Source organism: Bordetella pseudohinzii, assembly GCF_000657795.2.
In the GTDB taxonomy this organism is placed as follows: domain Bacteria; phylum Pseudomonadota; class Gammaproteobacteria; order Burkholderiales; family Burkholderiaceae_B; genus Bordetella; species Bordetella pseudohinzii.
This window is the reverse complement of record NZ_JHEP02000009.1, coordinates 153,691-179,877: the sequence shown is the minus strand read 5'-3', so window position 1 is coordinate 179,877 and position 26,187 is coordinate 153,691. Positions and strand designations below refer to the sequence as shown.

Below are 26,187 nucleotides of genomic sequence, written 5' to 3'. Positions count from 1 at the left end.
AAACCACGGGGCAGGACGCTCAGATCGTCCGTCCGCCATCGACCGGGAATTCCACGCCGGTGATGAATTCGGCGGCGTCGCTGGCCAGGAACAGCGCGGCGGCGGCCACGTCCGAAGGCTGGCAGAAGCGGCCCAGCGGGATGGTGGACTGGAATTTGGCGCGGTTCTCGGGCGTGTCGGGCAAGCCCATGAACAGTTCGAACATGCCCGTCACGCCCATCACCGGGCAGATGGCATTGACGCGGATATTGTCGGGGCCGAGCTCGACCGCCATGGACTTGGACAGCACGTTGACCGCGCCCTTGGAGGCGTTGTACCAGCTCAGGCCCGGGCGCGGACGGATGCCGGCGGTCGAGCCGATGTTCAGGATCACGCCGCGTTGCTTCTGGCGCATGTAGGGGATGACGGCCTGCGCCATGTGATAGATGGATTTCACATTGATGGCGAACATGCGGTCGAAGGTTTCTTCGTCCACGTCCAGCATGGGCTGGTTCTTGTGAGTGATGGCGGCGTTGTTGACCACGATGTCCAGGCGGCCGAAGGCGTCGAGCGTGTGCTTGACCACCGCGTCGACATCGGCGCGGCTGGACACATCCGCCTGCAGGGACAGGGCGACGCTGCCGATTTCGCTGGCGACGCGGTCGGCGGCCTTTTTATTGATGTCGGCGATGACGACTTGCGCGCCTTCCCGGGCATACAGTTTGGCGATGCCTTCGCCGAAACCGCTGCCCGCGCCGGTAACGATAGCGACCTTGCCTTGCAATTGACCCATGTCTGTCTCCGTCTGCTGTGTCAGGGTTTACTTGCCGTAGTACTGGATGATGGTCTTGGTGGTGCTCATTTCTTCGAGCGCGATGAAGCCTTTTTCGCGGCCGTGGCCGCTCTTCTTGACGCCGCCGAAGGGCAGCTCGACGCCGCCGCCGGCGCCAAAGCCATTGATATAGACCTGGCCGACCTTGATGCCGCGCGCCACGCGCTGCTGGCGCCCGCCGTTCTCGGTCCAGACCGCGCCCAGCAGGCCGTAGTCGGTGGCGTTGGCCAGGGCGATGGCCTGTTCTTCGTCGTCAAAGGGCAGGGCGACCAGCACCGGGCCGAAGATCTCCTGCGTGAACAGCTCGCTGTCGTGCGTGGCGGCGGTGAACAGCGTGGGCTTGACGTAGTAGCCGCCGGCGGGCACGCCGTCGGCGATGCTGCCCTCGGCCGCCACTTTCAGGCCGTCGGCCAGGCCTTTGGCGATATAGCGGTTGACGCGCTCGAACTGCGCGCGGTTGACCACCGGCCCGCAGGTCAGGTCCATGTCGGGCGTGCCGGCGCGCACCTTGGAGAATTCCTGCGCCACGGCCTGCATGAAATCGGCGTAAATGCCTCTCTGCACCAGCAGGCGGCTGCCGGCCGTGCAAGTCTGGCCGGCGTTGTGCACGATGCCCTTGACGATGGCCGGGATGGCGCGCTGGGCGTTGGCGTCGTCAAAAACGATGTGCGCCGACTTGCCGCCCAGTTCCAGCACGCATTTGACGGCATTGCGGGCGGCGGCGCTTTGCACCAGCACGCCGACTTCGTTGGAGCCGGTGAAGGTCACGAAGTTGATGCCGGGATGGCCCGACAGCGCCGCGCCGGCCTCTTCGCCCAGGCCGGTGACCACATTGAGCGCGCCGGCCGGGAAACCGACGTCCAGCGCCAGTTCGGCCACGCGCACGATGGACAGGCAGGCGTCCTCGGCCGGCTTGACCACGGCGGCATTGCCCATGGCCAGGGCCGGGGCCACGCTGCGGCCGAACATCTGGGCCGGGTAGTTCCAGGGGATGATGTGGGCCGTGACGCCCAGCGGTTCGCGGATCAGCTGGACCGAATAGTCCTCCTGGAAGGGGATGGTCTGCCCGTGCACTTTGTCGGCCGCGCCGCCATAGAACTCGAAGTAGCGCGCCAGCACCGTGATATCGGCGCGCGCCGTGGACAGGGGCTTGCCGGTGTCGCGCGATTCGAGCTGCGACAGTTCTTCATGGTGGGCCAGGACGCTTTCAGCCAGGCGCAGCAGCAGCCGGCCGCGGTCCAGGGCGGTCGAACGGCCCCAGCCGCCGTCCAGGGCGGCGCGCGCCGCGCGCACGGCCAGGTCTACGTCGGCGGCCTGGCCGCGCGGGATGTGGGTGAAGGCCTGGCCATCGACCGGCGAAATCACTTCCAGCTTGCGGCCGTCCCGGGCCGCCACTTTCTGTCCGTTGATGATCATGTGCGTCATGCGGGTTCTCCAGGTGGGTTCAGCGAGATCGAGCCGCGCTCGATCGTCCAGATCTGGTCGGGGATGCCGCCCAGCAGCTTGATGTTGGATTCCGTGATCACCACGCAGAGCTGGGGTTGCAGTTCCTTCAGGCGGGCCAGCGCCTCGGTGTAGTCGCGCGCCAGCTTGGGCGCCAGGCCCTGGAAGGGCTCGTCGAGCATGAGCAGGCGGGTGCCCACCATCACGGCGCGCGCCAGCGCCACCATCTTGCCCTGGCCGCCTGACAGCGCCGCGCCCGAGCGCGGCAGCATGGGTTCGAGCTGCGGCACCACCTTGAGCACGGTGGCCAGCCGGCCCGCGATGACATCGGCCGGCTGGCCTTGCACCTCGCAGGGCAGGCGCAGGTTCTGTTCCACCGTCATGGTGGGGAAGATGACGCGGTCTTCCGGCGCATAGCCGATGCGGTGCGCCGCGCGCGCATGGCCGGGCAGTGCCGAGAGTTCCACGCCGTCCAGCTCGATGCGGCCGGACTTCAGGCGCGCCAGGCCCATGATGCTGCGCAGCAGCGTGGTCTTGCCGGCGCCGTTGCGGCCGACGATGCCTATGGTCCGGGCCGGGGCAAAGCTGGCCGAGACATCGCGCAGCACGCGGTTGCCGGCCAGATCGACGTTCAGGGCGGTCAGCGTCAGCATGGTCAGACTCCCAGCACTTCGCTTTTGATCTGCGGATGCGCCAGCACCTCGGCCGGCGGGCCGTCGGCGGCCACCTTGCCGGCGATCCAGGCCGCGACCCGGCTGGCGTAGCGCGACACGATGTCGACGTCGTGCTCGACGAACCAGCTGGTGACGCGGCGCTCGTCCAGGGCCTGCATCACGGTTTCCATCAGGCCGTGCTTGTCCTCGGAGGCCACGCCGCTGGTGGGCTCGTCCATGATGAGCAGTTTGGGCCGCAGGGCCAGGGCCATGGCCACGTCCAGCAGCTTGCGCTTGCCTTCGGGCAGCTCGATGCTGCGCTCGCCCGCGTCGGGCAGCAGGCCGACCAGGTCCAGCGTTGCATCGACTTCGCGGCCATCGATGGTGTGCTCCAGGGCGCGGAACCAGCTCAAGTCCTTGTTGCGCCGCGCCGAGGCGATCTGCACGCATTCGCGCACGCTATGCTCGGCGAACAGCTGCGGCAGCTGGAAAGACCTCCCCAGGCCCAGGCGCACGATTTTGCGCGGCGTCATGGCGGTGACGTCGATGCCGTCGAACCAGACCTTGCCGCGGTCGGGCTTGAGATAGCCGGTGCAGATATTGATGAAGGTGGTCTTGCCGGCGCCGTTCTGGCCGATCACGGCCAGGCGTTCGCCTTCATGCAGCGCAAAATCGATGGCATCGGCGGCGACCACGCCGCCAAAGGCCAGGCTCAGGTCCCGGGTCTGGATCAGCGGCTTCATGCGCGGGCTCCCTTGCGTTTCATGAACTGGCCGACAAAGCCATTGGGAAAGAGGAAGATCACCAGGATCAGCGTCAGGCCCAGCACGAATTGCCACAGACCGGGGAAGTAGGCTGAGGAGGCCAGCTTGACGGTCTCGAAGCAAATGGCGCCCAGGAAGGCGCCGGCCGCATGGCCCGCCCCGCCCAGGATGGTGATGAAGACGAATTCGCCCGAGCGCAGCCAGGAGCCGATCTCCGGCGTGACCAGGCCTTGGATCAGGGCCAGCAGGGCGCCCGAGACGCCGACCACCACGGCCGACAGCAGATAGCCCTTCCACATGATCAGGTAGGCCGAGAAGCCCAGGTATTCGATGCGGGTCTCGTTGGTCTTGATGGCCGACAGCGCCTGGCCGCTGCCCGAGCGGAAGTAACGCTGCACCCACCAGGCCAGCAGCAGGGACAGCAGCAGCGACAGCAGGAGGAGGGCGCGCTCGAAGGACTCGCGCTCCATCGCCAGGCCGGCCAGCGTGGGCCGCGCGATGCGCAGGCCGTCGGAGCCGCCGGTCAGCGTGTAGAGCTTGCCCAGCAGGGCGAACAGCACCATGCTGAGGGCGAGGTTGAGCATGCCGAAGAAGATGCCGCGATAGCGCACCACGAAGGAGCCCACCAGCAAGGCGGCCGCGAAACTGGCCGCCACGCCGGCGGCGATCAGGACCAGCGCGTCGGCGTCCGGATAGGCGCGCGCCACGAAGGCCACGGTATAGGCCGAGATGCAGGCATACATGGCATGGCCGAAAGACACCTGGCCGGCGCGCGCCATCACGGACACGCCCAGGGCCGCGATGGCATAGGTCAGTCCGAAGACGATGGGGGTGATGGTCCAGGCATAGCCGTAGCCTATGCCCAGCGCCGCGGCGGCGGCCAGGACACTGATCACAGGAACGCTCATCAGATCGTCCTCGCCTGGGCCACGGTGAACAGGCCATGCGGACGGATGATCAGCACCAGCACCATGATGATGTAGGGCACGGCGACCTCGAGTTCGGGCGCCATGTAGACGGCGATGGCGCGCGCCACGCCGATCAGCAGCGCGGCGATCAGGGCCCCGGTGATCTGGCCCAGGCCGGCGGTGGCGACCACGGCAAAGGACAGCACCGTCATGTCGGTGCCCGCGCCGGGCACCAGCGAGGTGGTGGGCGCGGCCAGGGCGCCGCCCAGCGCGCCGAGCATGGTGGCGATGACGAAGGTCACCAGGCCTATCTTCTTGGCATTGATGCCCAGCGAGGTGGCGACCTCGCGATGATGGGTCATGGCCACGGTCTGCTTGCCCAGCTTGGTGCGCTTGAGAAACCACTCCAGCGCCACATAGGCCAGCAGGGCGGTCACCGGCACCACCACCAGCTGGTAGGTTGTGTAGGTGATATCGCCGAGCTCGATATTGCCCAGGCGGTTGACGACCTCGCTGGCGCTATAGGGCTGCGCGCCCCAGATCGCGCGCTGGATGTCTTCGAGCATCAGGAAGGCGCCGAAGGTCAGGAGCAGTTTCAGGACCGGGTCGTAGTGCTGCGCGCGGCGTATGAGCAGGAACTCCAGCACCGTGCCCAGCGCCAGGCCGACCACGATGGCCGCGGCGAACAAGGCCAGGAAGAGCAGCACCGAGGATTCGCTGCGGCCGGCCAGGAACATCACGAAGCTGGCCGCGGTATAGCCGCCAAAGGCGTAGAAGGCGCCGTGGGCGACATTCAGAATGCCCATCACGCCGAACACCAGGGTCAAGCCCATGGAAACCAGGAACAACAGGCTGGCGTAGGCAATGCCGTCGACCAGAGCCAGGGGTAGCAGATCCAAGCTCAACCATCGTCTCCCTAGAGGCGCGCCTCGCCCCGGGATCCCCCAAGCGATGGCACGGACGCGCTGACGGCGTCTTTTGTCTCTCTGATATGGCGCGCGAGCCGCGCCTTCTTGTCCGGACCGCGAACCGTCCGTGTGTGCGGATGAGTATAGGGAGCGCGTCTCCGCCGTCCTATTCCACTTTACGGAAGGCAGGGTTAATGCAGGCTTTAAGGGGCTGGCCCGGCGGCGCCGTGGCGGCCGGCCGGGCGGGCGGGGGGAGGTTCAGCCGGCCAGTTCGGGGCGCGCGAAGCGGCGGTTCTGCAGTACGGGCAGGGTCTGGCGCGCCTGGACCAGGCGCGCCGCATCGATGTCGGCAAAGACCAGGGCGTCGGTCTCGGCCGCTCGGGCGATGATGACGCCCAGGGGGTCGATGGCCATGCTGGCGCCGATGTTGCGCGGGCCGCATTCGCCCACGGCCACCACATAGCACGTGTTCTCCAGCGCGCGCGCTTGCGAGAGCACCTGCCAGTGCATCTCCTTCAGCGGGCCCCGCACCCAGGCCGACGGAGCGACCAGCAGGTCGGCGCCGTCCAGGGCCAGGCGGCGCGGCAGCTCGGGAAAACGCAGGTCATAGCAGGTCAGCATGCCGACCTTCAGGCCAGCCACCTCGACCAGGGGCGGAATCTCGGCGCCTGCCCGCACGTTGAGCGACTCCTGCATATTGAAGGCGTCGTAGAGATGCAGCTTGCGGTATTGAGCGATGATGCGGCCGTCGCGCAGCGCCACTTGCGTGTTCCAGACCTTGCCGTCGGCGGCCGGCACATGCACGCAGAAGAACACCGTCAGGCCCTGCGTGGCGGGCAGCAGCGCCGAGAGGAAGGGGCCGTCCAGCGGCTGGGCCGAGCGCTTGACGATGTCCGGGTCGGTGATGTCGCGGGCCAGCACCCCTTCGGGCAGCACCAGGGCGTCGGCGCCGCCGTCGCGGGCGCGCTGCATCAGGTCGCGGCAGATGGCGGCGTTTTCTTCCCAGACGGGGCGGACGGCGAATTGCCCCATGGCGATCTTCATGGTGAGTCTCCAGGCGGGATTCAGTAGTGCGGCGGCCGCTCGTCGAGCAGGCTGCGCCAGGCGCCGCCCGTGCCGTCGTTCTGTTGATTGCGCAGCTGGCCGATCTGGGCGGCCATGGCTTCGATCTGCTTCTGCTGCTCGAAGACCAGCAGGTTGAGGCGGTCCAGCAGGTCTTCGGCAAAGCCCAGCTTGACCTCCAGCTCGGTGACGCGGGCAGCCAGTTCGTGTTCGTGTTCCATGGCGGTATTAAACCGCAGAGTGCGGCGGCTGTGACACAATGGGGACTTCTTTATCGTCTCGGGGTCGGATGACCATGGACATCAATCTCAGCGACTTTGAACAGATCCGCCACGAATTGGCCCGCCCGCTGCTGCTGCTCAAGGGCGGCAAGGGTATCCTGGCCTGCGGCTACCTCAATGTGGCCACCTTCGACAAGACGGGCGAGGCGGCCGCCATCGTCACCGGCGTGTCCGATCACGCGCAGATGCTGCAGGCGCCGCTGATCGCGGTCAGCCAGGCCGCCCGCGCCATGGGGCTGCAAGAAGGCATGACGGGCGCGCAGGCGCTGGCCCGCTTCAAATAGGCGCCGCGCGCGGGATCAGGGCAGGTTCAGCTGCCAGGACACGCCAAACCGGTCCTGCACCCAGGTGAATTTCCGGCTGAAGCCATAGTTGTCCAGGGGCATGAGCGTCGCGCCCCGTTCAGCCAGGGCTTGGGCCAGGCGCGTGAGCTGGGCCTCGTCGTCGCAATCGACGAATAGCGAAAAACTGGGCGTAAAGCCGAAGTCGTGGCGGGTCGGGCTGTCGATGCACATCACGCGCTGGCCGGCCACGGTAAAGCGCGCCTGGTGGATGCTGCCTGGCGCGCCCGGGCCATTGGCGCCGCAGCGCTCGATGCTTTCGACGGCGCCATCGGGAAACAACGAAACATAGAAGCGCATGGCTTCCTCGGCCTGCCCCTGGAACATGAGAAACGGCATGGCGCGCATGGTGAGTCTCCTGTCTGTGGTGTCCATACAGCATAGCGCCTGGGGCGGGCCGTGGCCGCGTTTGACAGAGAGCCGGGCGGCGGCACACACTTATTCGCATGTCGCCCCAGGCCTTTTTTGATTGTCATCGGCGGCGCGCCGCGAAGGTAGGCCATGTTTCAGATTCAAGCCGCCCGTTTCCCGCAAGACCGCGATGCCCTGATCGGCATCATCCGCGAATATATCGGCAGCACCCGCGTCAGCCTGGATTTCCAGAACTACGAAGAAGAACTCGACGGGCTGCCGGGCAAATATGCCGCGCCGCGCGGCCTCATGCTGCTGGCCTGGAAGGACGACGGCGTGGTGGGTTGCGGGGGATTCCGCGAGGTGGATGCCCGCAGCTGCGAAATGAAGCGCGTCTACGTCCGCCCCGAGGCGCGCGGCCGCCAGCTGGGCCGCCAGTTGATGGAGCGCATCCTGCAAGAGGCCAAGGCCGCGGGCTATGCCCGCATCTGTCTGGACGTGCTGCCCGAGTTCCTGGCGGCCCGTTATCTGTATGAGTCGCTGGGTTTTCGCGACACCGAGCCGGTGACACGCAATCCGGTGCCGGGCACGCGCTTTCTGGGCCGCGATCTCTAGGCGTTTTTGGCCCAACAAAAACCCGGCGCGCGGCCGGGTTTTTGTTGCGGGCGGACAAGCTTAGTCGCGGCGGCTGGTGACTTCGACCAGGTGGTAGCCGAACTGGGTCTTGACCGGGCCCTGGACCTGGTTGACCGGGGCGCTGAAGACGACCTGGTCGAATTCGCGCACCATTTCGCCGGGGCCGAAGGTGCCGAGGTCGCCGCCTTGGCGGCCCGAGGGGCAGCTGGAGTTTTCGCGGGCGAGCTGGGCGAAGTCGGCGCCGTTTTCGATGGCGGTCTTCAGTTCCTGGGCTTTGGCTTCGGTGGAGACGAGGATGTGACGGGCGGAGGCTTGTGCCATGGTGTGGCTCCAGTAAGGGCAGGCCGTTGCGCGGCCGGCGCCGGATGAGGGGAGCGGGCAGGGCGCCCGCGTGGCCCGCTAGTGTAGCGCGGCCGGGGCGGCTCAGTCCTCGTCGAGCAGGCGGGCCGCCCTGGATGAGGCGGCCGCGCCCGCCCGGTGGTAGTGCATGACGGTGGCCACGCTGGCGTGGCCGCTCATGGCCATGACCTCGGCCAGCGGCAGGCCCTGGCGTCCCGCTTCGGTGATGAAGCCGGCGCGCAGGCTGTGGGCGGCATAGTCGCCGTCCAGGCCGGCCTGGCGCGCCCGGGCCTGGACCATGCGGCGCAGGGCTTCGGCGCCCAAGGCCTCGCCCACGATGCCGCCGCGGCGCACGCGGCGGAACAAGGGGCCTTGCGTGATGCCGGCGGCCGCCAGCCAGGCATCGAGCGCCCGGGCGGCGCGCCCGGCCACGGGCTTATAGATGTCCGGGCGGGCGCGGCCCTCCTGGTTGGTCTTGGAATGCGCCAGGACATAGACATAGCCCTCGGGCGTGCGGCGCAGCTGCTCCATCGTGGCGGCCGCGACTTCGGAGCGGCGGCGCCCGCCGCTGGCCCAGGCGAACAAGAGCATGGCGCGGTCGCGCAGGCCGATGAGCGTGTCGTCGCAGGTCGCCAGCAATTGTTCCAGCGGCTCGCGGGTGAGGGCGTCCTTGCCCTGCGGCAGATCGCCGCGCCGGGCATAGGCCGCGCGGCTGCGCTTCATGAGGGCGCGCACGGCGCGGTCGCGGCAGGGGTTGGGCAGCGCCTGGGTCTCATGGGCTTCGGACAGCACCGCCAGGCGATGGCGCACGGTCGAGAGCTTCAGCGGCCCGGGCGCGCGCTTGGCTCCCGAGGCCAGCAATTGTTGCTCGATCTCCTTGGGCAGATCGTGCGCCAGCCCGGTGCCGGTGCTGTGCTCCAGGTGGTCGGCGATGAATTGCAGCACGGCTTCGACCGGCACCGGCAGGGCAAAAGGCCGCTCCAGCCGCAAGACATGCCAAGCCTCCCAATAGCGGATGGCCGCGCGATAGGCCGCCTGGGTATTGGGCGAGCTGCCTTCGCGCAGCAAGGCGCGCAGCGATTCGGCGCTGCCGCCCAGACGTTCCAGTGCCTGCCCCAAGGGGGTCGCGCTCGGCGCCGATCCCGGCGTTGCGGGCGGTTTTTGCTTGGATATGTTGTAAATCATATGTAGTATGTAGTGATTGATATTTTCTACATGCTATTAGCGCGGATAAACATCCATTATCCGCGCTAAATACGGCCTTGGCGCGCAAAGGAATGATGATGGCCATTGGGATTCAGCAACAGGATGTCTGGGCGGCGGCGGATGCCTTGCTGCGCGCGGGCGAGCAGCCCACGATAGAGCGCGTGCGCCAGCATCTGGGGCGCGGTTCGCCCAATACGGTGGGGCCGCATCTGAAAGCCTGGCTGCGCGAACTGGGCGGGCGGCTGGACGGCGCCGGGCCACCCGATGCCATCATGGAGGCCGCCCAAGGCCTGTGGCGCCAAGCCCAGGCGCTGGCGCGCGCTGAAGCCGCCGGCCTGGCCGCCCAGGCCCAAGCCGGGCTGGAGGCCGAGCGGGCGGCCATGGAGGCCGAGCGCCAGGCGCTGGCCCAGGCCCAGGCGCGGCTGGCCCAGCGCGAGGCCGACCTGGAAGCGGCCTTGGCCGCGGCGCAGGCCCTGGGCAGCGCCGCCCAGGCAAGGGCGCAAGCCCTGCAAGCGCGCCTGGAGGACGCGGAGGCGGAACTGCAGGCGCAGCGTCAGGCGACCGAGACCGCGCGGCAGGAAGCCCAGCGCGCCGAGCGGCAGGGCCGCGACAGCCTGGCCGCCGCGCAGCAACAATACCAGCAGGCCCTAGCCCAGGCCGAGGCCCGCCACGCCAGCCATGAGCGGCGCTGGCTCAATGACCTCGACGCGCAGCGCCAGGCCGCGCGCCGGCTGCAAGAAGAGCGCGATGCGGCGGCGCGCGGCCTGGCCGGGCGCGAACAAGCCCATGCCGAAGCGCTGCAGGCCTTGCGCGAAGACGCGCGCGCCGAGGCCGAAGGCCTGGCCCGCGCCCTGGCCGCCGCCCAGGCCGCGCAGGCGCACTGGCAGGCCCAGGCCGAAGCCGGCGCGCGCGCCCTGGCCCTGCAAGAACAGGCTCTCGCGCAACGCCATGCGGACATCGAGGCGCATGCGGCCCAGCTGCGCGCGCAATTGGCCATCAAAGACGAACAAATCGCCCGCCTCCTGGCCGCGCCGCGCCGCAAGGCGCGGCCGGGTTGAGGACGGGCGGCGGCTCGCCGCAGCGCCGCGCCAATCGCGGCGAGTGCTACAAGTGGCGGAGGCCGGTGGCGGCGGTGTCTGACACCGCGGGAGACAGTCGCGGTGGCGGCGGTGTCAGACACCGGGTGGCAGGCTGTTGCGGTCACGGACGGTGCTTGGGGGTGTCTGACACCGCGGGAGACAGTCGCGGTGGCAGCGGTGTCAGACACCGGGCGGCAGGCTGTTGCGGTCACGGACGGTGCTTGGGGGTGTCTAACACCGCGGGAGACAGTCGCGGTGGCAGCGGTGTCAGACACCGGGTGGCAGGCTGTTGCGGTCACGGACGGCGCTTGGGGGTGTCTGACACCGCGAGAGACAGTCGCGGTGGCAGCGGTGTCAGACACGGGTGGCAGGCTGTTGCGGTCACGGACGACGCTTGGGGGTGTCTGACACCGCGCGAGACAGTCGCGGTGGTGGCGGTGTCAGACACCGGGCGGCAGGCTGTTGCGGTCACGGACGGCGCTTGGGGGTGTCTGACACCGCGGGAGACAGTCGCGGTGGCGGCGGTGTCAGACACCGGGCGGCAGGCTGTTGCGGTCACGAACGGTGCTTGAGGGTGTCTGACACCGCGGGAGCGGAAGACCGCGGGCAGGAAACAGCAAGGAGGATCATGGACGCAGAGCTTGCCGCCGCCTGGCGGGCCCTGGCGCGCGGGGATGCGCTGGGCGCTTTGAATCTTGCGGCGCGGCGCGAGGACGCGCCGGGGCTGGCCGTGCGCGGCGTGGTGATGGCGCGCATCGGCGATTTTGACCGGGCGCGGGCCTTGTTGGCGCGCGCGGCGGCCGGCTTTGGCGTGCGCGAGCCGCGGTCGCGGGCGCGTTGTCAGCTGGCCTTGGCCGAGATCGCCTTGGCGCGGCGCGAGCTGCGCGGCATTGATGCGGCGCTGGCGCGGGCCCGCGCCGCGCTGCGCGGCGACAGGCATAACACGGCCTATGCCGTCTATCTGCAGGCGCGCAGCCGTTTGCTCGCCGGCCATGTGGGCCAGGCCCGTGCGCTGCTGGAGCAGGCCGATCCGCATGATCTGCTGCCCCGGCTGCGTCCGGCCTGGGATCTGCTGCTGGCCGGCATTCATATGCGCGATCTGGATGCGCGCGCGGCGCGCCAGGCCTTGGCGCGCGCCCGCGCGGGCGTGGTCGAGGCCGGTCTGCAAGCCGAGATCGCGCGCGCCGAAGCCTTGTGCGAGGGCCCGGCCGCCGTGCTGGCCGACGCCGCGGGCCCGCGCGTGCTGGACCTGGACGGGGTGCAGGCTTTGTTCGAGAGCGGCCGGCTGGTGGTCGACGGCTGCCGCCATGGTCTGCGCGCCGGCGGCTTGCGGGTGGATTTGCGCCGGCGCCCGGTGCTGCTGGCGCTGGCGCGTGAACTGGCGCAGGCCTGGCCGGCCGATGTGGACAGGGAAAGCCTGGCGCGCCGGGTCTTCCGCGCCCGGCGCATCGATGAGACCCATCGCGCGCGCCTGCGGGTGGAGATGGGGCGCCTGCGCCAGAAGATGGCGCCGCTGGCCGGGGTGCAGGCCACGGCCGGCGGCTACCGGCTGCTGCCCCTGGGGGCGGCCGGGGTGGCCGTGCTCCTGCCGCCGGCCACGCGCGCGCATCCGGCGATCGCGGCCTTGCTGGCCGACGGCCAGGCCTGGTCGGCCGCCGCCTTGGCCCAGGTCCTGGGCTTGAGCGCGCGCACCGTCCAGCGCGGCCTGCGCGCCCTGGCCGAGGCGGATCAGGCGCAGGCCATGGGGCAGGGCCGGGCGCGGCGCTGGACCGGCCCGCTGTTGCCGGGATTCCCGACAGACTTGTTACTCCCCGTCCACGAGCCGCCTGCCTAGAATGGGCTGCACCGATTCCTTTGGAGATCATCATGGCAAAGACAGTGCATCAGGCGGAAATCCTGCGCGAGTACGGTCCCTTCGAGGGCGCGCCGGCCGTCCATGGCGTGAGTTATGACGGCCGGCATGTGTGGTTCGCCACCGGCGGGCAGCTGCTGGCCATGGACCCCGGCAGCGGCAAGGTGGTGCGCGAGCTGAAACTGCGGGCCGATGCGGGCACGGCCTGCGATGGCCGCCACCTCTACCAGATCGGCGGCGACGTGATCCAGAAAATCGACATGGCCAGCGGCGAGGTCGTGGCCACGCTGCCTTTGCCCGGCAGCGGCTATTCGGGGCTGGCCTGGGGCGAGGGATCGCTGTGGGTGGGGCATTGGCGCGAACGCCTCATCCATGAAATCGATCCCGCCAGCGGCGCGGTGCGGCGCAGCTTGCGTTCGGACCGCTTCGTCACCGGCGTGAGCTGGGCCGGCGCGCAGCTCTGGCATGGGGTGTGGGATGACACAGGGCCGGGCGAGATCAGGCGCGTGGACCCGGCCTCGGGCGAGGTGCTGGAACGCATCGCCATGCCCGAGGGCGTAGCCGTCTCCGGCCTGGAGTCGGATGGTGCCTCGGGCTTTTTCTGCGGCGGGGGCGGCAGCGGCAAGCTAAGGCGGGTGAAGGCGGCGTGAGGCTGGCCTGCTATCCTCTGGGGACTCTTTGCGCCATTGAATAGGAAGCCCCGCATGCAAGCCGTTTTCATCGATGCCAATCCCACCCTGGCCGCCGTCGCCGAACGCCTGCACCGTCAGAGCGATCCCGGACTGGTCATCAATCGGCAGCCGGACATCCGGCCCGAGCAGATTCCGGGCGTGCTGGGCGGCGCCGAGATCGCGATCATCGACCACACGCATCTGCCTACCGAGGTGGCGCGGGCCTGCACGGCACTCAAGCATGTGGTCTTTCTGGGCACGGGCGCGCGCTCCTATATGAATCCGGAGGCGTTGGCCGGGCTGGGCATCGAGGTGCACATCATCAAGGGCTATGGCGACACGGCCGTGGCGGAATGCGCGTTTGCCCTGATGTGGGCGGCGGCGCGCAGCTTCAGCAAGATGGACCGCGCCATGCGCGCGGGGCAGTGGCTGCGCACCGATGCCGTGCAACTGACCGGCAAGACCCTGGGCCTGCTGGGCTTTGGCGGCATCGCCGCCGAGATGGCCCGGCTGGCGCAGGGCGTGGGCATGGACGTCCTGGCCTGGAACCGCAGCAGCAAATCGCATCCGGGCGTGCGCTTCGTGACGCCGGACGAGCTGCTGGCGCGCAGCGACGTCTTGTCGCTGCATCTGCTGCTCAATGACGAGACCCGCGGCTGGCTGTCGGCCGAGCGCATCGCGCGGATGCGCGACGGCGCCATCCTGGTGAATACGGCGCGCGGCGCCCTGGTCGATGAAGCGGCCATGATCGCCGCGCTGCGAAGCGGCAAGCTGCGCCATGCCGCGCTGGATGTGTTTGATGTCGAGCCTATGCCGGCCAGCCATCCGCTGTATGCGCTGGACAATGTCACCTTGTCGGCGCACTCGGCTTTCCGCACGCCCGAGGCCAGCGACAACCTGATCGAAGCCGCCTTGCAGCATTGCCGGCGGGTGGCGTCGGCCTGATGCTCGCAGCGCTGCGAATCTCGCAAAAATCCAAAATTCGCAGCGTACGTCGCTTATCGTCGTTCTTCTTGCCTTGATTCCTGCCGCGATCTAATCTGAGCGCATACTGACTCTGGCGCGCCGATATGGTCCAGGCAGGCTATAGCCCCGCACTCGTTCTGCTGTCCGTCGCCCTGGCGGTCCTGGCTTCGTATACGGCGCTTGCGATCGCCGCGCGCATCGTGGTCGAGCGCGAGGGCGTGGGCTCGGCCTGGCTGTGGGTGGGCGCCTGCATTACCGGTTTCGGCCTGTGGGGCATGCATTTCGTCGGGCTGCTGGCCTTCGGCCTGCCCTTGCCCTGGGGCTATGGCCGCCTGGCGACCCTGATCGCGCTGCTGATCGCCGTCGCCTTCGCGGCCCTGGCGCTGTGGCTGATGACACAGCCGGGGCTGGCGCGATGGGAGCGGGCGCTGGGGGCGGTCATCGTGGGCGCCGGGATCGCCGGCATGCATTACACCGGGATGGAGGCCGTGCGCATCCCATCGGGCTTCTCCTGGCCCCTGGTGCTGCTGTCTTTTGCCGCGGCCATTCTGGCCGCCGGCCTGGGGATATGGCGCGGCGCGCGCCAGCGCGCCCATCCCGAGCGCGCCTCCTTGCGCGCCTGGGAGGCGGGCGCCATGGGCCTGGGCTTTTCCGCCATGTACTACAGCGGCATGGCCTCGGCCGTGCATGCGGGGGGCGCCGGCACGCTGTCGCTGGCGATCAGCGCCGATGGCTTGGCCGCCACCATCCTGGGCCTGACCGTGGCGCTGTCGCTGGCGGCCAACAAGCTGTCGGCCAGCTATGCGCAGACAAGCGCCAGGAGCGCCGAGCTGGCCACCTCGCTGCAGGAGGCCCGCCACCGGCTTTCCTATCTGCATGCCCATGATAGCGTCACCGGCGCGGTCAACCGCCGCATGTTCGATAAGCGCTTGGCCGCCGCCATCGATCGCGGCCGGGCCGAAGGCGGCATGCTGGCCCTGCTGGTGATCGACGTGGACAGTTTCCGGGCCATCAACGATGCCTACGGCTATCCGGTGGGCGACGAGGTCCTGATGCACGCGGCCCAGCGGCTGTCGCAGGCGGCCGGCCCCGACGACAGCTTCGCGCGCCTGGGCGGCGATGAGTTCGTGGCGGTGGCGGCGGTCGAGCGCGCGGCCTACGCCAGCCATGTGGCCGGCAACTATCTGGCCAGCCTGCGCCCGCCTTTCCGGGTGCTCGGCCAGGAGATCCGGATCTCGGCCAGCGTGGGCATCGCCGTCTATCCGCATGACGGCGTGGATCCGCATGCCCTCATGGCCAAGGCCGAGGCCGCCAAGGCCTACGCCAAGAACCTGGGCCGCGACCGCTATGCCTTCTTCGAACCGTCGATGGAGGCCGGCAGCGACCGTCAGCTGCGCGTGGTCGAGCAGCTGCGCCTGGCGATCGAGCGCGGCGAGCTGCGCTTGTTCTACCAGCCCAAGGTCAAGGCGGCCAGCGGCGAGCGCGTCGGCGTCGAGGCCTTGCTGCGTTGGCGGAGCAAGGCGCTGGGCGATGTGCCGCCCGATGAATTCATTCCGCTGGCGGAACAGACCAGTCTCATCCTGCCTTTGCAGGCCTGGGTGCTGGACGAGGCCTGTCGGCAGATGGCCGCCTGGGATCGTCAGGGAGCCGATATCCGCACCGTGGCGGTCAATATCCCGGCGCTGCAATTCCAGCAGGCCGGTTTCGCCGATGACATCGCCGCCGCGCTCAAGCGCCACGGGCTGCATCCCAACCGCCTGGTGCTGGAGATCACCGAAACCACGGCCATGAAACAGGCCGCCCAGAGCGTGACGATCATGCGGCGGCTCTATGCCATGGGGGTGGGGCTGTCCCTCGACGACTTCGGGACCGGTTACTCCAGCCTGTCCTATCTGAAGCGCTTCCCGGCGCGCGAGCTGAAAATCGACCGCGGCTTTGTGCGGGAATTGGAACGCGATACCGAGGATGTGTCCATCGTCTCGGCCATCCTGGCGCTGGCCCATGCCCTGCGCCTGTCGGTGGTGGCCGAAGGCGTGGAAACCGAGGCCCAGCGGCAGCTGCTGGTGGAGCTGGGCTGCGATGTGCTGCAAGGCTATCTGACCGGCCGGCCCGCGCCGGGCTGGGCCTTTGATCCCGAGGCGCCGGGCCCGCTGGCATACGGCCTCAGAACACCAGCGCCGCGCTCACCATGAAGGTGCTGGTGCTGTCCAGGCGCCGCGTGCTGCTCACCGTCGGCGTCCAGCGCGCCGACAGCGACAGCGAGCGGTTGTTCGCCAGTTTGCGGTCATAGGTGAGAATCGGCCCCAGGGCCCAGTCGTGGCCTTTGAAACCATTCAGGCGGTCGGCCGTGGGGCCCGAGTCGGCGCCCAGTTGCTGCTGGGTGCCCACGACCAGGCCGGCGCCCACGCCATTGCCGAACATATGCCGGGCCATGACGTCCAGCCCGAAGATGGGGGCGTTGCGATAATCCGTGGCCTGGTTGCGCGTATACAGCTGCAGCGAGGCCACGGCGTCGAGCTGCATTTTGGATTCCGGAAAGATGCCCGTATAGGCCACCTGGGGAACAAAAGTCCAGTTATTCAAACTGGGGTTGGCCAGCGAGTTTTCATCATATTTACCCGTGGGCGCCCAGATATTCAGGCTCAGCGCCATGTGCTGGGTCTGCGAGAAGTGGTAGCCGGCGATAATCGGCGTGAAATACAGGTCAAACAGATTGGATGCCGTGTCGCTGGTCTCGCGGCTATTGCCGCGCGGGCCGGCCACCCTGGCCTTGACCTGGGTCCATACATAGGGAAGGGTGAGGCTGGAGGCGAAATTCCAGCTGCCCGCTCCGGTATCCCAGACCTTCATGAGCGTGGCCAGCGTGAAAGCCACCTGGCCATCCAGGCCCAGGGCGATCTGCCCGCCCACGGGCACCTGGCGCCGGCCCTCGATCTTGCCGTCGAGATAAAGCTCGGAAAGGCTGACGACCGTCATCGGCTCCGGCGCGACGATGCCGATATTGGCCTGCACCGTCGTGCCGGTCACCTGGCGTCCCAGCGCGCCTTCGGTGGCGTGCGCCGCGCCGGGCAGGGCGGCCAGAAAGGCAAGGCCGCAGACATAATGCCGGCCGCACAGCTTCGGGCTTCTCGCGCCACGCATACCACCTCCGGATCACATCGCCGAACACTGTTTCGAAAACCGCGCGATTGCGGGAAAAGGCGGTCGCGGCTTATGCGCAAGTGTTGCGAGAAAGTGGCGCAAACGTCAAGGCATGGCGCCCGCCATGCGCAGTTTCATACCCGGTTTTTAAATGGGGTTTGCCACACTGGAAAATCCCCAAAAACGTCAGTATTCTGTCCGGGTCATTGCTCACGCATTATGTCCGTGACCGATGGCGTCCATGCACGGCCAGCAAGCGGTAAGACCCCTTAAGCGCCTCCCAACGGCGCCGCGTTTTGCAACGAAATGTGGAGCGGGCAAGTGAAACAGCAGCTGAAAGTCGGTGTGGCGGTCACGGCGATTCTGGCCGCTGCGGCGGCCTTGGGTGCTTATGTCGCGGGCGGGCAACAGAAACCCGCCGGGCCGGTGGCCAAATTGGGCGATGGCAAGCAGGGGCCGGCGGGCATGGCCTGGGTGCCGGAGGGCGAGTTCCTGATGGGCTCGAATCACAAACTGGCCCAGCCCAATGAACGCCCGGCGCACAAGGTCAAGGTCAGCGGCTTCTGGATGGACGTGCACGACGTCACCAATGCCGAGTTCCGACGTTTTGTCGAAGCGACGGGCTATGTCACGACGGCCGAGCAGAAGCCGCGCTGGGAAGACCTGAAACCGCAATTGCCGCCCGGCACGCCCCGTCCGGACGACAGCCTGCTGGTGCCGGGCGCCATGGTCTTTGTCGGCACCGAGAGCGAAGTCTCGCTGCGCGACTACACACGCTGGTGGCGTTATGTGCCGGGCGCCGACTGGCGCCATCCGCTGGGCCCGGGCAGCAGCATCGCGGGCAAGGATGATCATCCCGTGGTGCAGGTCTCCTACGCCGACGCGCAGGCCTATGCCCAATGGGCGGGCAAGCGCCTGCCCACCGAGGCCGAGTGGGAACATGCCGCGCGCGGCGGGCTGGAGCAGGCGACCTATGCCTGGGGCAATGAACTCACCCCCCAGGGCAAGCCCATGGCCAATATCTGGGACACGCAGCGGCAACAGCCTTTCCCCGTGGTCAAGGACGAGAAAGTGCAGGTCGGCACCACGCCGGTCGGCAGCTTCGCGCCCAATGGCTATGGCCTGTACGACATGGCTGGCAATGTCTGGCAGTGGACGGCCGACTGGTACCGGGCCGATGCCTTCCGCATCCAGGCGCAATACCGCCAGCCGCCGCTGAACCCCGCCGGGCCCTCCGACAGCTACGACCCGGACGACGGCAACGTGCCCACGGCCGCGCCCAAGCGCGTGACCCGGGGCGGGTCCTTCCTCTGTAGCGACACCTATTGCATCAGCTACCGCGCCAGCGCGCGGCGCGGCACGGATCCCATGAATGGCATGTCCCACCTGGGCTTTCGCACGGTGATGACGCCGGAGCAGTGGAAACTGGCGCAGGCCCGCAGGGACAGCGTCGCCAGCCGTTGACATCCGCGCCGGCGGCCGCCGGCGCGCACGATAAGCTAAAGGGCAGGGTATGCCGTATCGCGAAGGGGTTCTTGCGCTTGAGCGCCTGGTGGGCCAGGCGGTGTTGGGCCAATCGGAAGTCATCCGGCAGGTGCTGGTGGCGCTCCTGGCCGACGGCCATGTGCTGCTCGAAAGCCTGCCCGGCCTGGCCAAGACGCGCACCGTCAAGGCGCTGGCCTCGCACATGGCGGCCGAGATGCGCCGCATCCAGTTCACGCCCGACCTGCTGCCGGCCGACATCACCGGCGCCGAGGTGCTGCAGCAGGATGCCGCCGGCGGGCATCGCATCCAGTTCCAGCCCGGGCCGCTCTTTGGCAACCTCATCCTGGCCGATGAAATCAACCGCGCGCCGGCCAAGGTGCAATCGGCGCTGCTGGAGGCCATGGAAGAGCGCCAGGTGACAGTGGGCGGCGTCACGCGCGCCATGCCGGCCCTGTTCATGGTGCTGGCCACGCAGAATCCCATCGAGCAGGAGGGCACCTATCCCTTGCCCGAGGCGCAGATGGACCGTTTCTTGATGAAGATACGCCTGGACTATCCCGACGCCGAGGACGAGGCCGCCATGCTGGCGCTGTTGCGCGGCGCTTCGGCCGCGCCGGCCGCCGAGACCGCGCCGCCCCTGGCTCAGGAGGATTTGTTCGCCTGCCGCGCCGAGATCGAGGCCCTGCACGTGGCCGCCGCCGTGGACCGCTACATCGTGGACCTGGTCAACGCCACGCGGCGTCCGGCCGACAAGGAGCTCGCGCGCTGGATACAGGTGGGCGCCAGCCCGCGCGGCGCCATCGCGCTGGATCGGGCGGCGCGCGCCCATGCCTGGCTGGAGGGGGCCGATTTCAGCTCTCCCGATGATGTGCGCGCCATGGCCCATCCGGTGTTGCGGCATCGCCTGCATCTTTCCTACGACGCCATTGCCGACGGCGTGACCGAAGACCAGGTCATCGACCGCCTGCTGGACGTCGTGGCGGTCCCTGTCTAGGCGCTGGCCATGAATTCGCCGGTCCATGTGCCCCTGTCTGAGCTGATGGCGCTGGAAGGCGCGGTGCGCGGCCTGAATTTCGCCGCCCATCAGCCGCTGCGCAGCGTGCTGGCCGGCGCGCATGGTTCGCGCCTGCGCGGCCGGGGGCTGGACTTCGCCGAACTGCGCCGCTATGTGCAGGGCGATGATTTGCGCCAGCTGGATGCGCGGGCCTCGCTGCGCCTGGGCAAGCCTTTCGTGCGCGTCTATACCGAGGAGCGCGACCGGCCGCTCATCCTGCTGGTGGACCAGCGCATGAATATGTATTTCGGCTCGACCCGCGCCTTCAAGTCGGCCGTGGCCGCGCGGCTGGCGGCCCTGAGCGCCTGGGCCTGCCTGCGCGCCGGCGACCGCGTGGGCGGCATTGTGATCGGCGATGCGGCGCTGAAGCAGTGGCGGCCGCTGCGCAGCCGCGCCCGGGTGCAGGCCTTGCTGGCCGCCGTGGTCAGCGAAAACCAGTCCCTGTCGGCGGCGCGCCCGGACGTGCCCGCCGGCCCGCGCCTGAACGAGGCGCTGCGCGCCGCCCAGGCCATGGCGCCGCATGATTGCCTGGTGGTCGTGATCAGCGATTTCGCCGGGGCCGATGCGCAGACCTTGCGCCATTTGCGCCTCTTGCGCGCGCATAACGATGTGATCGGCATGCTGGTCTTCGATCCCATGGCGCAGCAGCTGCCGCAAGGCGGACATGTCGTCGTTTCCCAGGGCGAGGTGCGGCTGGAGCTGGCCATGGGCAGCGAGCGCCTGCATCGGCCGCTGGCCGATTTCTTCAGCGAGCGCCTGCGCGATGTGGCCACGCTGCTGCGGCAGGCCCAGGTGCCCATGCTGTCCATCGATACGGTCGAGGACGCGCGCCTTCAGCTGCGGCGCGAACTGGGTTTGCGGGGAGGGCAGGCATGAGCGCGCCCGAGGTGCCGACCCTGGACCAGTTGCGCGAGCTGCCGCTGCCCGCGCCGGTCAGCCTGTGGCCGCAGACCTGGGCTTGGGCCGTGCTCGGCGGCCTGCTGCTGCTGGCGCTGGCCGCCTGGGCCCTGCTGGCCTGGCGCCGCTGGCGGCGCAACCGCTATCGCCGCGAAGCCCTGGCCGAGCTGGACCGCCTGCTGGCGGCCACGCGCGGCGATGCCGGCGCGGCGCGCGCCTTGCCCGCGCTGCTCAAGCGCACCGCGCTGGCGGCCTTGCCGGATACGGCACGCGCCGAGGTGGCGGGCCTGCGGGGCCAGGCCTGGCTGGACTGGCTCAATGCGGGCGCCCGGGTGTTTCCGGACGAGGCGGCCGAGCAGCTGCGCCGCCTGGCCTATGCGCCCGAGGCGCGCGGGCCGGCGGAGCTGGAGGCCTTGTTCGCCGCCAGCCGGCGCTGGGTGGAGAGCCATCATGTGGCAGCTTGATTATCCCTGGCTGCTGCCGCTTGCCTTGCTCGCCCTGGCGGCGCGGCGCTGGCTGCCGCCCTATCCGCCGGCGCAGCAGGCGTTGCGCGTGCCGTTTTTCGAGGCCGTGCAGCGCGTGACCGGCGTGGCGCCCTCGCGTCCCAAGACGCGCCGCGGCCAAGGCTGGCTCAATCTGCTGGTCTGGCTGCTGGTGCTGCTGGCCCTGGCCCGGCCGGTGCGCGTCGATCCGCCGCGCACGCAAGACCAGCCCCTGCGCGACATCATGCTGGCCGTGGACCTTTCGCAGTCCATGGACGCCACGGATTTCGTCGATGCGCAGGGGCGGCATCAATCGCGGCTGGAGGCGGTCAAGACGGTGGTGGCCGACTTCATCCGCCGCCGTCCGCAGGATCGCCTGGGCCTGATTGTCTTCGGCACGGGCGCCTATCCGCAGTCGCCGCCGACCATGGACCACGCCACGCTGGGCTTTCTGCTGGGCGAGATGGGCGTGGGCATGGCCGGCCCGCACACGGCCATCGGCGACGCCATCGGGCTGTCCATCCGCCTGCTGCAGTCCTCGCCCGAAAAAGAAAAGCTGCTCATCCTGCTGACCGACGGCAATGACACCGGCAGCAAGGTGCCGCCCGACCGGGCCGCCGCGCTGGCCGCGGGCCAGCACATCACCGTCCATACCATCGGCATCGGCGACCCCAAGGCCACGGGCGAGGACAAGGTGGATTTCGACGTCTTGCGCGCCATTGCCAAGACCACGGGCGGCCAGTTTTTCCCGGCGGCCGACCGCCAGGCGCTGGAACAGGTCTATGCCACGCTGGACCGCATCACCCCGCATACGGTCCAGGTGCTCAAGCACCAGGCGCGGCATGATTTCTTCTGGGTGCCGCTGGGCCTGGCCATGCTGCTCCTGGCGGGCTGGCATCTGGTGGCGGCCCTGGCCGGATGGCGCGGGCGCAGGGAGGGCGCATGGATATCGACCTGAGCGCCTTTCATTTTCTGCGCCCGGCCTGGCTCTGGCTGCTGCCGCTGGCCCTGGTCCTGCTGGCCCTGTGGCGGCTGCGCCAGGGCGCGGGGCGCTGGAGCGGCCATATCGCGCCGCAGCTGCTGCCCTATCTGACCCTGAGCCCCGGCGGCGGGCGCGGCCTGCGGCCGGTGCATGGGCTGGCCCTCATGCTCGCCCTGGGCGGCCTGGCCGCGGCCGGACCGGCCTGGCAGCGCGATACGCCGGCCTTCCTGGACAACACCGCGCCCTTGATCGCGGCGGTGGATCTGTCGCCGTCCATGGACGCCAACGATGTGCCACCCACCCGCTTGGAGGCGGCCAAGCATAAGCTGCGCGATCTGCTCGAACGCCGCAAGGGCGCGCGCACGGGCTTGATCGCCTATGCCGGCAGCGCCCATCTGGTGCTGCCGCCGACCGATGACGCCGCCTTGCTGGCGGTCTTTATCGATGCCCTGGACACGCAGCTGATCGCCCGCCCCGGACGCGATGTCGGCGCGGTGCGGACGCTGGCCGCGCGCGTGCTGGCCGCCGAGCAGGCCGGCGGCACGCTCTTGCTGCTGACCGATGGCGGATCGCGGCAGACCGGCTCGCGCGAGGCCAAGGTGGAGATGCAGACCATGGTGCTGGCCGTGGGCGCGCGCAATGTGGGCGGCGTGCTGGACGGCCAGGGGCGGCCGCGGACCGATGCCCAGGGCAATCCGGTCAGCGATGATTTCGATGCCCAGGCGCTCAGGGCGCTGGCGCGCAGCCTCGATGCGCCCCTGGCCAGCTTGACCGCCGACGGCGATGACCTGGATTGGGTCGAGCGGCATGCCCAGCGGCATTTCCAGGCGGTGCAGGGCAAGGGCGAGGCCAATTGGAAGGACGCGGGGTATTGGCTGTGCTGGCCGCTGGCCCTGCTGGCTTTGCTGAGTTTGCGGCGCGGCGGCGGCGTGGCCTGGATGCTGGCGCTGGCGGCCGTGCTGGCGGCCCCGCCCGCGCCGGTCCAGGCCGGGGCCCTGGCCGACGCCTTCTTCACCCCTGACCAGCAAGGGCGGCGGGCCTTCGAGCGGGGGGATTTCAAACAGGCGGCCGAACGTTTCGAGGATCCGTATTGGAAGGGGCGCGCGGCCTACGAGGGCGGCCAGTATCCGGCCGCGCTGGCCGCTTTCGCCCGCCTGCGCACGCCCGAGGGCTGGTTCTACCAGGGCAATACCCAGGTCAAGCTGCATCACTACGACGCGGCGCGCCAGGCCTATCGGCAGGCGCTGGCGCTCAAGCCCGATTGGGAGGCGGCGCGTTTCAACCTGCGGATCGTCGAGTCCTTGTTGAGCGCCATGGCCGAGGAGGACGAGGGGCAGGGGGCGGACAAGCCCGATCAGACCACGGTGGACAAGGGCGCGGCCCAAGGCCGCGAGCGCACGCCCGCGGCCGGGCAGGCGGTGTCGGAGGCCGATTGGCTGCGCAACCTGAGCTTGTCGCCGGCGCAGTTCCTGCGCGGCAAGTTCGCCATCGAGGACGCCAAGCCATGAGGCGGCTGGCGGCCCTGCTGGCGAGCGCCTGGCTGCTGGCCGCGGCCTGGACCGCGCAGGCGGCCGAACCGCTGTTGCGCGTGCGCGCCAGCCTCGGCCAGACCTCGGACGTGATGGCCGGCGCCACGGTGACGTTGCGGCTGGATGTCTTGACCTCCACCTGGTTTGCCGATCCGCCGGCCTTGCCGGATCTGCGTCTGCCGCGGACCCTGGTCACGCCGCCCAGCGGTCGGGCCGAGATCCTGCATGAGCAGGACAACGGCGTGGCCATGAATGGCCTGCGCTACACCTATGTGATCACGCCCCAGGCCGCGGGCCCGCTCGATATCCCGGCGCTGACGGTAAGCGCCCGCCTGGGGCAGGCCAGCGGGCCGCTGTCGGCCAGCAGCGCGCCGCTGCGCCTGGCGGTGCGGGAGGCGGCGGGCCCTGGCGTGGCGGCGCAGGCCTTGCAAGCCACGCAGGCTTTCGAGACCTCGGCCGCCTCGCTGACCGTCGGCGGACGGGTGACGCGCAGCATTACGCAGCGCGCCCAGGGCGCCCAAGCCATGCTCATCAAGCCCGCGCCCTTGACCGATGTGCCGGGCTTCAGGCGGTATGCGCGCGAGCCCGAGATCCGCAATCTGGATGATGGCCGCGGCGGCTTCGTGGGCGGCGAGCGGGTGGACCGCGCCGACTATGTGGCCGAGCGCGCCGGCACGCTAAGCCTGCCGGCCCTGCGCCTGGCGTGGGTGGACGGCGCCAGCGGCAAGCCGGCCGTCATTGAACTGCCTGCCCAATCTTTCGAGATCGCGCCCGCGCCGGCCGCGGCCTCGCCATTCCCCATTGAAGAAGAGCTGCGCCAATGGGTGCTGCATATCCCGGCCGGCGGCTTATGGGCCGCGGCCGGGCTGATCGCGCTGGCCCTGGCCGGCTGGCTGGGCGGTCCCGGCCTGCGTCGCGCCGCGCGCGCCCTGGGCGAACGCTGCCGGACCTGGCGCGCGCGCTGGCGGGCCTCGGAGCCCTGGGCCTGGCGGCAGTTGCGGCGCGAAGCGGGCCGCTCAGGCCTGGGCAGCTTTTATCTCTGGCTGCGGCGTGCCAGCGGGCGGGCCAGCTTGGGCCAGGCCCAGCGTGGCTGGAGCGCGCCAGCGCGCGCGCCAGCCCTGGAGATGCTGCGCGCCGATTATGGCCAGCCGCCCGATGCGGCCCGGGGGCAGGCGCTGCTGCGCCAGCAGGCGCCGCGGTGGCGCACGCGCTGGCGCGCCGCGCGCCGGCCGGCGCCCAGGCATGGGCTGGGGCCGCTGAACGACACGATCAACCACAGGGGAGAGACATCATGATCGGATTCTTGCGCCGCTGGCTGGCGCCGGCCTTGCTGGCCTTGTTGACGGCCTGTGCTTCGGAGCCGCCGGCGCCCACGCCGCAGTCCCAGCTGCCGTCTTGGAAGGCGGGCCCTTCGCGCGAGGCCATCATCGCCTTCGTGCAGGCCGTGACCCAGCCCGGCCCGGACTATGTGCCGCCGGCCGAACGCATCGCCGTGTTCGATAACGACGGCACGCTCTGGAGCGAGCAGCCGGTGTACTTCCAGCTGCAGTTCGCCCTGGACCAGGTGCGCGCCCAGGCCCCCTCGCATCCCGAGTGGAAGCAGCAGATGCCCTATAAGGCCGTGCTGCAAGGCGACAGCGCGGCGCTCAAGCAGCTCGATGAGCGCGGGCTGCTGCAGATCGTGGCGGCCACCCATACGGGCATCAGCACGGAGGAGTTCACGGCGCGGGCCAAGCGCTGGGTGGCTTCGGCGCGCCACCCGCGCACCCAAAGGGCCTATACCAGCATGACTTTCGCGCCCATGCGCGAGCTGCTGGACTATCTGCGCGCGCAGGACTTCAAGACCTATATCGTGTCCGGCGGTGAAACCGATTTCATGCGGGCCTGGGCCGAGGAGGCCTATGGCATCCCGCCGGAGCAGGTCATCGGCAGCACCTTTGTCCTGAACTACGAGATGCGCGACGGCAAGCCCGTGCTGATGCGCCAGCCCAAGCTGGAGTTCAACGATGACGGCCCGGGCAAGCCGGTGTCCATCCATCGCTATATCGGCCGGCGGCCCATCCTGGCCTTCGGCAATTCGGATGGCGACCTGGAGATGCTGCAGTGGACGGCGGCCGGCAAGGGCAGGCGCTTCGCCGGGCTGGTGCATCACACCGATGCCGCGCGCGAATGGGCGTATGACCGGCAATCATCCATAGGCAAACTGGACCGGGCGCTGGATCAGGCGCGCGCCCAGGGCTGGACAGTGGTCGATATGAAAACGGAGTGGAGGAGGATTTATCCGTTCGAGCAACCTTGATTGTTTGTGTTGCGTGTTTGCAGGTCAGGCCCTAGCGGCAAGGAGAA

Annotated in this window: 27 protein-coding genes; 15 read left to right on the top strand and 12 right to left on the bottom strand. The window is 69.2% G+C overall.

Annotated elements, in window-relative coordinates; all coding sequences use genetic code 11:
* Positions 1 to 19 precede the first annotated feature (19 nt).
* From L540_RS13360 to L540_RS13325, 8 genes are all read right to left on the bottom strand, one after another.
* Positions 20 to 772, bottom strand: a complete 753-nt coding sequence (locus L540_RS13360; protein WP_043208201.1) for an SDR family oxidoreductase — start codon at positions 770 to 772, stop codon at positions 20 to 22.
* Between the two features lie 27 nt (positions 773 to 799).
* Positions 800 to 2,236, bottom strand: coding sequence for an aldehyde dehydrogenase family protein (locus L540_RS13355; RefSeq protein WP_043208203.1), 1,437 nt, complete (start codon positions 2,234 to 2,236; stop codon positions 800 to 802).
* Complete coding sequence (locus L540_RS13350; RefSeq protein WP_043208205.1) at positions 2,233 to 2,907, bottom strand: ABC transporter ATP-binding protein; 675 nt, start codon at positions 2,905 to 2,907, stop codon at positions 2,233 to 2,235. The genes L540_RS13355 and L540_RS13350 overlap by 4 nt, the downstream gene beginning before the upstream one ends.
* A gap of 2 nt (positions 2,908 to 2,909) precedes the next feature.
* Positions 2,910 to 3,650: an ABC transporter ATP-binding protein gene (locus L540_RS13345; RefSeq protein WP_043208209.1), complete on the bottom strand. Its 741-nt coding sequence runs from the start codon at positions 3,648 to 3,650 to the stop codon at positions 2,910 to 2,912.
* Entirely contained in the window at positions 3,647 to 4,579 is a 933-nt protein-coding gene (locus L540_RS13340) for a branched-chain amino acid ABC transporter permease (protein ID WP_043208211.1), read from the bottom strand. The genes L540_RS13345 and L540_RS13340 overlap by 4 nt, the downstream gene beginning before the upstream one ends.
* Complete coding sequence (locus L540_RS13335) at positions 4,579 to 5,484, bottom strand: branched-chain amino acid ABC transporter permease (protein WP_043208213.1); 906 nt, start codon at positions 5,482 to 5,484, stop codon at positions 4,579 to 4,581. Before L540_RS13335 ends, L540_RS13340 begins: the two co-directional genes overlap by 1 nt.
* A 261-nt stretch (positions 5,485 to 5,745) precedes the next feature.
* Complete coding sequence (locus L540_RS13330) at positions 5,746 to 6,531, bottom strand: deaminated glutathione amidase (RefSeq protein ID WP_043208215.1); 786 nt, start codon at positions 6,529 to 6,531, stop codon at positions 5,746 to 5,748.
* Between the two features lie 20 nt (positions 6,532 to 6,551).
* Positions 6,552 to 6,770, bottom strand: coding sequence for a SlyX family protein (locus L540_RS13325; RefSeq protein WP_043208218.1), 219 nt, complete (start codon positions 6,768 to 6,770; stop codon positions 6,552 to 6,554).
* A 74-nt stretch (positions 6,771 to 6,844) separates the two neighbouring features.
* Between L540_RS13325 and L540_RS13320 the strand changes: the two genes are divergently transcribed.
* Positions 6,845 to 7,114, top strand: a complete 270-nt coding sequence (locus tag L540_RS13320; protein ID WP_043208273.1) for a YunC family protein — start codon at positions 6,845 to 6,847, stop codon at positions 7,112 to 7,114.
* Positions 7,115 to 7,129: 15 nt separating this feature from the next.
* Here L540_RS13320 and L540_RS13315 read toward each other — a convergent pair whose 3' ends face one another.
* Entirely contained in the window at positions 7,130 to 7,519 is a 390-nt protein-coding gene (locus L540_RS13315) for a VOC family protein (protein ID WP_109842552.1), read from the bottom strand.
* 153 nt (positions 7,520 to 7,672) lie between these two features.
* On the opposite strand from L540_RS13315, the gene L540_RS13310 reads away from it, so the two are divergent.
* Entirely contained in the window at positions 7,673 to 8,137 is a 465-nt protein-coding gene (locus L540_RS13310) for a GNAT family N-acetyltransferase (RefSeq protein ID WP_043208224.1), read from the top strand.
* A gap of 60 nt (positions 8,138 to 8,197) precedes the next feature.
* On the opposite strand, the gene L540_RS13305 is transcribed toward L540_RS13310, so the two are convergent.
* Both L540_RS13305 and L540_RS13300 read right to left on the bottom strand, forming a co-directional pair.
* On the bottom strand, positions 8,198 to 8,479 hold the full coding sequence (locus L540_RS13305; RefSeq protein ID WP_043208226.1) for a peptidylprolyl isomerase: 282 nt from the start codon (positions 8,477 to 8,479) through the stop codon (positions 8,198 to 8,200).
* A 102-nt stretch (positions 8,480 to 8,581) separates the two neighbouring features.
* Positions 8,582 to 9,565 carry a site-specific integrase gene (locus tag L540_RS13300; protein ID WP_043208276.1) on the bottom strand — a complete coding sequence of 328 codons (984 nt, stop codon included), beginning with the start codon at positions 9,563 to 9,565 and terminating at the stop codon, positions 8,582 to 8,584.
* A 215-nt stretch (positions 9,566 to 9,780) separates the two neighbouring features.
* Between L540_RS13300 and L540_RS13295 the strand changes: the two genes are divergently transcribed.
* From L540_RS13295 to L540_RS13275, 5 genes are all read left to right on the top strand, one after another.
* A complete protein-coding gene (locus L540_RS13295) occupies positions 9,781 to 10,761 on the top strand; it encodes a DNA-binding protein (protein WP_043208279.1) in 981 nt (326 codons plus the stop codon).
* A 649-nt stretch (positions 10,762 to 11,410) separates the two neighbouring features.
* On the top strand, positions 11,411 to 12,616 hold the full coding sequence (locus L540_RS13290; protein ID WP_043211928.1) for a hypothetical protein: 1,206 nt from the start codon (positions 11,411 to 11,413) through the stop codon (positions 12,614 to 12,616).
* A 32-nt stretch (positions 12,617 to 12,648) separates the two neighbouring features.
* Positions 12,649 to 13,284, top strand: a complete 636-nt coding sequence (locus tag L540_RS13285) for an NHL repeat-containing protein (RefSeq protein ID WP_043211974.1) — start codon at positions 12,649 to 12,651, stop codon at positions 13,282 to 13,284.
* 54 nt (positions 13,285 to 13,338) lie between these two features.
* Positions 13,339 to 14,250 (top strand): NAD(P)-dependent oxidoreductase, encoded by a 912-nt coding sequence (locus tag L540_RS13280; protein WP_043211927.1) that lies wholly within the window; start codon positions 13,339 to 13,341, stop codon positions 14,248 to 14,250.
* A 125-nt stretch (positions 14,251 to 14,375) separates the two neighbouring features.
* Positions 14,376 to 16,463: a putative bifunctional diguanylate cyclase/phosphodiesterase gene (locus tag L540_RS13275; protein WP_043211924.1), complete on the top strand. Its 2,088-nt coding sequence runs from the start codon at positions 14,376 to 14,378 to the stop codon at positions 16,461 to 16,463.
* Here L540_RS13275 and L540_RS13270 read toward each other — a convergent pair.
* Positions 16,435 to 17,412, bottom strand: a complete 978-nt coding sequence (locus tag L540_RS13270) for a SphA family protein (RefSeq protein WP_043211923.1) — start codon at positions 17,410 to 17,412, stop codon at positions 16,435 to 16,437. The two genes, L540_RS13275 and L540_RS13270, sit on opposite strands and share 29 nt — an antisense overlap.
* A gap of 321 nt (positions 17,413 to 17,733) precedes the next feature.
* Here L540_RS13270 and L540_RS13265 point away from each other — a divergent pair, with 321 nt between their 5' ends.
* From L540_RS13265 to L540_RS13230, 8 genes are read left to right on the top strand one after another with little or no spacing between them, the layout of a single operon-like run.
* Positions 17,734 to 18,876, top strand: coding sequence for a formylglycine-generating enzyme family protein (locus L540_RS13265; RefSeq protein ID WP_043211921.1), 1,143 nt, complete (start codon positions 17,734 to 17,736; stop codon positions 18,874 to 18,876).
* 49 nt (positions 18,877 to 18,925) lie between these two features.
* Complete coding sequence (locus L540_RS13260) at positions 18,926 to 19,891, top strand: AAA family ATPase (RefSeq protein WP_043211919.1); 966 nt, start codon at positions 18,926 to 18,928, stop codon at positions 19,889 to 19,891.
* 9 nt (positions 19,892 to 19,900) lie between these two features.
* Complete coding sequence (locus L540_RS13255) at positions 19,901 to 20,827, top strand: DUF58 domain-containing protein (protein WP_043211918.1); 927 nt, start codon at positions 19,901 to 19,903, stop codon at positions 20,825 to 20,827.
* Entirely contained in the window at positions 20,824 to 21,312 is a 489-nt protein-coding gene (locus tag L540_RS13250) for a DUF4381 domain-containing protein (protein WP_043211916.1), read from the top strand. Before L540_RS13255 ends, L540_RS13250 begins: the two co-directional genes overlap by 4 nt.
* Positions 21,299 to 22,288 carry a vWA domain-containing protein gene (locus L540_RS13245; RefSeq protein WP_043211914.1) on the top strand — a complete coding sequence of 330 codons (990 nt, stop codon included), beginning with the start codon at positions 21,299 to 21,301 and terminating at the stop codon, positions 22,286 to 22,288. The genes L540_RS13250 and L540_RS13245 overlap by 14 nt, the downstream gene beginning before the upstream one ends.
* Entirely contained in the window at positions 22,273 to 23,820 is a 1,548-nt protein-coding gene (locus L540_RS13240) for a vWA domain-containing protein (protein ID WP_043211911.1), read from the top strand. Before L540_RS13245 ends, L540_RS13240 begins: the two co-directional genes overlap by 16 nt.
* Positions 23,817 to 25,136 (top strand): BatD family protein, encoded by a 1,320-nt coding sequence (locus L540_RS13235; protein WP_043211909.1) that lies wholly within the window; start codon positions 23,817 to 23,819, stop codon positions 25,134 to 25,136. Before L540_RS13240 ends, L540_RS13235 begins: the two co-directional genes overlap by 4 nt.
* Complete coding sequence (locus tag L540_RS13230; RefSeq protein WP_043211907.1) at positions 25,133 to 26,140, top strand: HAD family hydrolase; 1,008 nt, start codon at positions 25,133 to 25,135, stop codon at positions 26,138 to 26,140. Before L540_RS13235 ends, L540_RS13230 begins: the two co-directional genes overlap by 4 nt.
* The last annotated feature ends 47 nt before the right edge of the window (positions 26,141 to 26,187 follow it).

What these genes read in the sequence shown, in the direction of transcription:
- L540_RS13360 (WP_043208201.1), bottom strand. Translation starts at nt 772, where the DNA reads ATGGGTCAATTGCAAGGCAAGGTCGCTATCGTTACCGGCGCGGGCAGC.
- L540_RS13355 (WP_043208203.1), bottom strand. Translation starts at nt 2,236, where the DNA reads ATGACGCACATGATCATCAACGGACAGAAAGTGGCGGCCCGGGACGGC.
- L540_RS13350 (WP_043208205.1), bottom strand. Translation starts at nt 2,907, where the DNA reads ATGCTGACGCTGACCGCCCTGAACGTCGATCTGGCCGGCAACCGCGTG.
- L540_RS13345 (WP_043208209.1), bottom strand. Translation starts at nt 3,650, where the DNA reads ATGAAGCCGCTGATCCAGACCCGGGACCTGAGCCTGGCCTTTGGCGGC.
- L540_RS13340 (WP_043208211.1), bottom strand. Translation starts at nt 4,579, where the DNA reads ATGAGCGTTCCTGTGATCAGTGTCCTGGCCGCCGCCGCGGCGCTGGGC.
- L540_RS13330 (WP_043208215.1), bottom strand. Translation starts at nt 6,531, where the DNA reads ATGAAGATCGCCATGGGGCAATTCGCCGTCCGCCCCGTCTGGGAAGAA.
- L540_RS13325 (WP_043208218.1), bottom strand. Translation starts at nt 6,770, where the DNA reads ATGGAACACGAACACGAACTGGCTGCCCGCGTCACCGAGCTGGAGGTC.
- L540_RS13320 (WP_043208273.1), top strand. Translation starts at nt 6,845, where the DNA reads ATGGACATCAATCTCAGCGACTTTGAACAGATCCGCCACGAATTGGCC.
- L540_RS13315 (WP_109842552.1), bottom strand. Translation starts at nt 7,519, where the DNA reads ATGCGCGCCATGCCGTTTCTCATGTTCCAGGGGCAGGCCGAGGAAGCC.
- L540_RS13310 (WP_043208224.1), top strand. Translation starts at nt 7,673, where the DNA reads ATGTTTCAGATTCAAGCCGCCCGTTTCCCGCAAGACCGCGATGCCCTG.
- L540_RS13305 (WP_043208226.1), bottom strand. Translation starts at nt 8,479, where the DNA reads ATGGCACAAGCCTCCGCCCGTCACATCCTCGTCTCCACCGAAGCCAAA.
- L540_RS13295 (WP_043208279.1), top strand. Translation starts at nt 9,781, where the DNA reads ATGGCCATTGGGATTCAGCAACAGGATGTCTGGGCGGCGGCGGATGCC.
- L540_RS13290 (WP_043211928.1), top strand. Translation starts at nt 11,411, where the DNA reads ATGGACGCAGAGCTTGCCGCCGCCTGGCGGGCCCTGGCGCGCGGGGAT.
- L540_RS13285 (WP_043211974.1), top strand. Translation starts at nt 12,649, where the DNA reads ATGGCAAAGACAGTGCATCAGGCGGAAATCCTGCGCGAGTACGGTCCC.
- L540_RS13280 (WP_043211927.1), top strand. Translation starts at nt 13,339, where the DNA reads ATGCAAGCCGTTTTCATCGATGCCAATCCCACCCTGGCCGCCGTCGCC.
- L540_RS13275 (WP_043211924.1), top strand. Translation starts at nt 14,376, where the DNA reads ATGGTCCAGGCAGGCTATAGCCCCGCACTCGTTCTGCTGTCCGTCGCC.
- L540_RS13270 (WP_043211923.1), bottom strand. Translation starts at nt 17,412, where the DNA reads ATGCGTGGCGCGAGAAGCCCGAAGCTGTGCGGCCGGCATTATGTCTGC.
- L540_RS13260 (WP_043211919.1), top strand. Translation starts at nt 18,926, where the DNA reads ATGCCGTATCGCGAAGGGGTTCTTGCGCTTGAGCGCCTGGTGGGCCAG.
- L540_RS13255 (WP_043211918.1), top strand. Translation starts at nt 19,901, where the DNA reads ATGAATTCGCCGGTCCATGTGCCCCTGTCTGAGCTGATGGCGCTGGAA.
- L540_RS13250 (WP_043211916.1), top strand. Translation starts at nt 20,824, where the DNA reads ATGAGCGCGCCCGAGGTGCCGACCCTGGACCAGTTGCGCGAGCTGCCG.
- L540_RS13245 (WP_043211914.1), top strand. Translation starts at nt 21,299, where the DNA reads ATGTGGCAGCTTGATTATCCCTGGCTGCTGCCGCTTGCCTTGCTCGCC.
- L540_RS13240 (WP_043211911.1), top strand. Translation starts at nt 22,273, where the DNA reads ATGGATATCGACCTGAGCGCCTTTCATTTTCTGCGCCCGGCCTGGCTC.
- L540_RS13235 (WP_043211909.1), top strand. Translation starts at nt 23,817, where the DNA reads ATGAGGCGGCTGGCGGCCCTGCTGGCGAGCGCCTGGCTGCTGGCCGCG.
- L540_RS13230 (WP_043211907.1), top strand. Translation starts at nt 25,133, where the DNA reads ATGATCGGATTCTTGCGCCGCTGGCTGGCGCCGGCCTTGCTGGCCTTG.